Here is a 6,326-nt window from a genome sequence, read left to right as displayed (position 1 = left end):
CCATTTTTAAACGAAGATTGAGGTCCATGAAAAGATTACGTATGAGTTCTTCCATCCCTTCAGCGACTCGAAAACGATTGATGGTGCGATAGCTGACAATCAACGGTCCTGTTAGGTATTGCATAGCGAGATTTTCAATCATCATTTTTTCGATTTTTCGTCCAGAGAAAATCCCTTGTGAATAGGCAAATAGAAGAGTAGCTATAAGCATTTTGGGGTGATAAGACGGACGAGCAAAGGCATGATAGAAGGCGTGGAAGTGACAATCCTCCAAGGTATTCACCACTTTTTCAATAGTAAAGACGAGATGGTCTTGTGGCAAGAAAGAACTGATTTACCAAGACTATCGTAACCATGCAAAAAAGCAACGGCAAATCCGTTGCTTTTTTTGGAGATAAGAGACTATTGTCCCAGACTCTAAAAACTATGAGTTTTTAGTCTTCTTTTTTCTTGCGAGCAAGAAGTCTAAATCCACCTAGGGCTCCAAGAAGTCCAAGTGCTGCTAGGCTAGCATTAGCTTCTGTACCTGTGTTAGGCAACTCTTGTTTAGCCTCAGCTTCTTTTTCTGATATTTGTTGCACTGGTTGCTCTTGTATTGTTTCTTGAATCTTATGATAAACATGACGGACATTACCGTTCGCATCTTTTTCTGTTCTGACTAATTCATATCCTGGGATATCCTTAGCTGGAACTTCGCCATTTTCATTTGGAAGAATTGGGTTACCATTTTCATCCACAAATGTTGTGATGATAGATGTTTCTGGTGTTGTCACTTTACGGTAAATATTACGGACATTTCCATTCTCATCTTTTTCAGTACGAACGATTTCATATCCTTTTAATTCTTTACCTGGATGTGAACCATTTTCATCCGGAATGATTAATTCTCCGTTTTCATCTACATAAGTTGTGATGACTTTGTATTCAAATGGAGTTGGAGTAGGTGTTGGCGTAACAACCTTTTCATATACGTGTTCTATATCTCCGTTTGGAAGTTTCTTCGTCTCTAGGAATTTATAACCTGGTACATCTTTCTTCTCAACAATACCTTTTTCAGAAGGTGTATTTGGAAGTTCCTTACCATCTTTATCTTTAAAGAATGTAGTTACTTTTTCGTAGATATGTTCTGTATCTCCATCTGGAAGTTTCTTCGTTTCTACAAATCTGTATTCTGGAACATTATCTTTCTTCGGTGTTGTTCCATCTTCACTTGGATATCCTTTAATTGGATTTCCATTTTCATCTACAAGCTCAGTATCCGGACGTACTGTTGGTGTGTATTGAGCAGAGATAGTTTTACCTAATTTATCTTTTCTAATGACCGTAATTCCATCTGCAGTACCTGTAAATTCTGGTTCTGGTGTGAATGTTACTTTACCATCTTTGTCGATAGTATAAGTTCCTTCTCCTTCAATTACTTTCGTAGTTGATCCATCAGAGAATGTTGGTGGTACATCTAAATCTACGTCTCCTGTGAATTCTGGCGTGTCTGATTGAGGAGCATTCTTAGGTCCTTCTGTAGTTTTGTCTACAGTCGCTGTTACTGGTGTTACTGTTGGAGTGTATTTAGCCGTTACTTCTGTTCCGTTCTTATCTACACGTTGTACAGTTACTCCTGTAGCTGTTCCTAGGAATTCTGGTTCTGGTGTGAATGTTACTTTACCATCTTTATCGATTGTGTATGTTCCTTCTCCTTCAACCGTTACTGAATCAACTGGATTTCCTGTCTTAGGATCAACTAGTTTAGCTGGAACATCCTTATCAATTTCAACAGTTTCTTCTTTACCATTGATTTTGACTGAACCACCTTGAAACTCTGGTGTTCCTGTTTGTGGTTGACCTTTAGGTCCTACTGATGTCTTATCTTCTCCAGTTGGCGTTACTGGCACTACTTTTGGAGTATACTTCGCTGTTACTGGCGTACCATTCTTATCTACACGTTGAACTTCTACACCTTCTCCTTTTCCAGTAAATTGTGGTTCTGGTTGGAATTTCACTTTACCATCTTCGATTGTGTATGTTCCTTCTCCAGGAATTACTACTGGTTCGTCAGTTGGTTCTCCTGTTTCTGGATCAAGAAGTTTAGGTGCTTTTGTTTCATCAATCTCAACAGTTTTTGGTACACCATTAACCGTTACTGTTCCACCTTTGAATTCTGGTAATCCTGTTTGTGGTTTACCTTGAATACCTTTAGATTTAGCTGGTGTTGCTGTTGGTGTTACACCTTTAACTTTAGGTGTGTAGCTTGCTTCTACAGGTGTTCCGTTCGCATCTTTCACTTGAACAGTTACCCCTGTTGCTTGACCTGAAAATTGTGGTTCTGGTTGGAATTTTACCTCCCCAGATTTAGGATCGATCGTATATGTTCCTTCACCAGGAATCACTACTTTGTTTTTATCAGTTGGCTTCCCTGTTTCTGGATCGATTAATTTCGCTGGTTGCTCATCAGTAATTGTAATTGCAACATCAGGATTTCCTGGTGTGAATTTTGGTGTCCCATTTTGTTCAGCACCTTGAATATCTTCTGATGTAACGTCTTCTCCTGTTGGTTTAACTGGAGTTACCGTTGGAGTGTATTTAGCTTTTACTGGTGTTCCATTTGTATCTTCGCGTTGAACTTCTACACCTGTAGCTGTTCCTGTAAATTGTGGTTGTGGTTGGAATTTCACTTTACCATCTTCGATTGTGTATGTTCCTTCACCTTCAACTGTTACAGAATCAACTGGATTACCTGTCTTAGGATCGATTAGTTTTGGAGCTTTTGTTTCATCAATTGGAACAACTTTCTCTTCACCATTAACCGTTACTTTTCCACCTTTGAATTCTGGTAATCCTGTTTGCGCTTTACCTTGAATATCTGTTGTTTTAGCTGGTTTTGCTGTTGGTTTAACAGGTTCAATGTTAGGTGTATACGTAGTTTGTACTGGAGTTCCGTTCATATCTGCCGCTTGAATAGTTACCGGCGGAACTGGACCTACATATGTTTTGTCTTCTGGTGTGTATACTGCAACTGGATCTTTACCTTCTTCTTTTACAAGAGTATACTTACCGATAACTTTACTTGGATCTTTTGGATCTTTTACAACTACTTCTTCAGTTGGTTGTCCATCTTCACCTAATAATGTTACTGAACCTGGATTAATCGGAACTGGATCTGATTTAATTGGGTTTCCAACTGGATCTTCTAAATCTGCAGTTCCACCTTTGAATGTAATAGGTTGTTTTTGAGTTGCACCTTGTACATCCGTTGATTCAGCTGGCTTAGCCGTTGGTTTAACCCCTACGATTACTGGAGTATAATCAGCTGTTGCCGGTGTATTGTTTTTATCAACACGTTGAACTGTTACTGGTTGTACTGGCCCTACATAACTTTTATCTATTGGTGTGAATTTCACTACTCCTGTAGTCGGATCTAAAGTATACTTACCGATTACATTTCCTTCTGGATCTTTCGCTGGAAGTTCATTTGAAGGAACAGGTTGCTTCGTTTCTGGATCAAGTAGTGTTGCTGGTTTATCGTAATCGATTGGCACTGCTTCATTTCCTGGTTTGAAGTAAGGTTTACCATTTTGCTCTCGACCTTGCACGCCTGTAGTAATGTTATCGAATCCTTCTGGTACTACTGGTTTAACAATTGGTGTGTATTTCGCAGTAGCTGGTGTTCCGTTTGTATCAACACGTTTTACAGTTACACCTTTAGCTACACCTGTAAACTGTTCTTCAGGTTGGAAATGAACAGTTCCGTCAGGATCTACTGTATATGTTCCTTCTCCTGATACTACTTTTTTAGTTGTACCATCTTCAAATGTTGCTGGTACTTTATTATCGATTGGGAATTCATTATCTCCCGGAGTAAAGGTTACTCTACTTTGTTGAGGTTTACCTTGTAAATTTGTAGTAGTTTTATCTTGTCCTTCTGGTACTACTGGAGTAACAGTTGGAGTGTAAGTTGTTGTTACTTTAGTTCCGTTTTTATCTGCAGCTGTTACTTTCGCTGGATCTGGTGTTCCAGTAAAGTCTTTATTTGGTTGGAATGTAATCACTCCAGTTTCTGGATCTAAAGTATAAGTACCGACTTCTTTTCCATCTTTAAGAGCTGGCATTGTTGTGACTTCTGCACCTGTTGGGTCTACAAGTTTGATTGTTGACTTATCGATTGGTGCTGTTTCGTCACCTTCTTTAAACATTGTAGTTGCATCTTGAGTTTGTGGTTTACCTTGTTTTCCACTTGTCTCTTTTGGTTCTGCAGTTGGTTCTACTTCTTCCACTTCTGGAGTGTAGTTTCCACTAGATGTAACTTCAACTTTATTTCCTTCTGAGTCTGTTGCTGTTACAGCTACTTTAACCTCTACTCCTTGTGCTTTACCTTTGAAGCTTGGTTCTGGTGTGAAGGTTACTTTACCATCTTTATCGATTGTGTATGTTCCTTCGCCCTTTACTACAACTTTACCTTCTTCATCAGCGCCTTCTAATGAGTACTTCGCTGTTGCCCAGTCTACATTTGTTCCATCTGGAGTATTAGTTCCTGTGTTTAATTCAGAGAAACGATCTTTTCCTGATTTAGATTCTTGAGGTTGTCCTTGTTTTCCTTTAGTTTCATCATTAGATGGTTTAACACCATATACAGTTGGTGTGTAAGTAGTTGAAGATTCTACTACTACTGGTTGACCATCATCTCCTGTTAACGTTACATTAGCTGAAACTGTTAAAGGTTTAGCCGTACCAATAAATCCTGGCGCTGGTGTGAAGTTCACTTTACCTGTATTTTCATCAATTTCATAAGTACCTTCATCAGTAGTTACAGAATTTACTTTTTTACCTGATTCTGGATCAACTAGTTTGTAGTCAGATACTTCTGCATCATTTGGTAAACCAGTCTTGAATCCTTTTTCCATTGAATCAGTTTGTTCTTGTCCTTCTGCACCAGAAGATTTTTCAGGTTTAGAAACTACGATGTAGTAAGTTGTTTCTGCAACTGCATCTTCTGTAACTTCTCCTGAATCTGTTTTTCCTACTGTTGGAGTTGTTACAACACCGTTTGAGTCAACAGATCTTACTGTTACTTTATAACTTCCATACTCACCTAATGTATATGCTGCGATTTCTGGGTTTTCTAAGTTTTTCTCAGCTGCTGTTTTCAATGCTTCACGAGCTGTTTCTACAGCTTTTTCAGCTGCAAGAGCTTCATCACGAGCTGATTTTACTTTTGCTTCTACATCAGGTAATGCAGCTTTTGCTTTATCCAATTCAGCTTTTAGTGATGCTTGTTGTTCTTTTGCTGCTTTTAATTTTTTCTCAGCTAAGTCTTGTGCTGTTGGTGAAATTGTACGTAGATGTAAATCATCTAATGCTTTTTGTGCATCCTCTACAATTCTATCTTGACGGTCTACTAATTCTTGAATTTTCGCTAATTCATTATTTGCTCCTCGAGCGTTCGCAATCGCTTCTGCTGCTGCTTTTGTTTTTTCTGCTGCAGTACGTTGCGCTTGAATAAATGCTTTTTCTTCTGCTTCTGCTAAGTTAAATTCTTTTTTAGCTCCACTTGGTGAAGTTACCGTTAATTTAGTTTTAATTGTTTCAGATTGAGCATCATCTGACTCATCGTCAATTTTATCTTCAAATGCTACATTTGCTTTTGATGATTTCAATAAGTCTACAGAATTTCCTTGTGTATCTGCATAACTTGTTGATGTTCCTTCTGGCTTATCATTTTGAATAGAAGCCACGTCTGTTCCTGTTGCTTCACGGAAAGCTACATATCCTTTAAATCCTGAATCTGTAGAAATCTTCCATCCTGCATTTGATTTTTCAGCAGTAACTGTAGAGCCGTCAGAAGCAGTCCATTTATCTGTTGCTGAATCATAAGTTACAGTAACAGTAACCCCTTTTGTATCAGCTGTTTGTGCTTTTGGTAATGTAGTAACTGTACGAGTTACATCTCCTACTGCTGTTACTTCACCTTTTTTACGAATTTCTGCAACCTTTTCTGTTAAAGTAGCTGCTGAAGATGTTGAATTCCATGTACGAGTAAATTCATAAACGATGTAGTCAACACTTCCATCTGCTTTTGCATCTGTATAAACTCGACGTTCTGTTAATGTTGTAGTTCCATCTCCATTATCTTTTAAAACATATGCTTCTTCATTTGGAAGAGTATATTTACCAGTTGCACTATTAAATGTGGCTGTGTACTCTTTATTATCCTTATCTTTCACTTTAACAACTTCACGTTGTAAGTCAGCACGAACTTTATCTGTAGTAGCTTTGGCTGCAATACTATCTACTCCAACATATTGTGTAGCATCTGAAGTAACTGGAAGATTGAA

General features: G+C 38.3%; 2 protein-coding genes. Both read right to left on the bottom strand.

Annotation, left to right across the window (positions count from 1 at the left end; genetic code table 11):
* Nucleotides 1-334 (bottom strand): transposase (locus B7692_RS05565; RefSeq protein ID WP_142360027.1); only part of this gene is annotated, 334 nt, incomplete at its 3' end.
* A gap of 100 nt (nt 335-434) precedes the next feature.
* Nucleotides 435-4,895: an LPXTG cell wall anchor domain-containing protein gene (locus B7692_RS11530; RefSeq protein ID WP_419991799.1), complete on the bottom strand. Its 4,461-nt coding sequence runs from the start codon at nt 4,893-4,895 to the stop codon at nt 435-437.
* Nucleotides 4,896-6,326: the final 1,431 nt, after the last annotated feature.

The sequence above is a fragment of the Streptococcus mitis genome, assembly GCF_002096925.1.
Taxonomy (GTDB): Bacteria; Bacillota; Bacilli; order Lactobacillales; family Streptococcaceae; genus Streptococcus; species Streptococcus mitis_AF.
Note: the sequence above shows the minus strand (reverse complement) of the source record. Positions and strands in the feature narration are given on the sequence as shown.

What these genes read in the sequence shown, in the direction of transcription:
- B7692_RS11530 (WP_419991799.1), bottom strand. Translation starts at nt 4,895, where the DNA reads ATGGAAAAAGGATTCAAGACTGGTTTACCAAATGATGCAGAAGTATCT.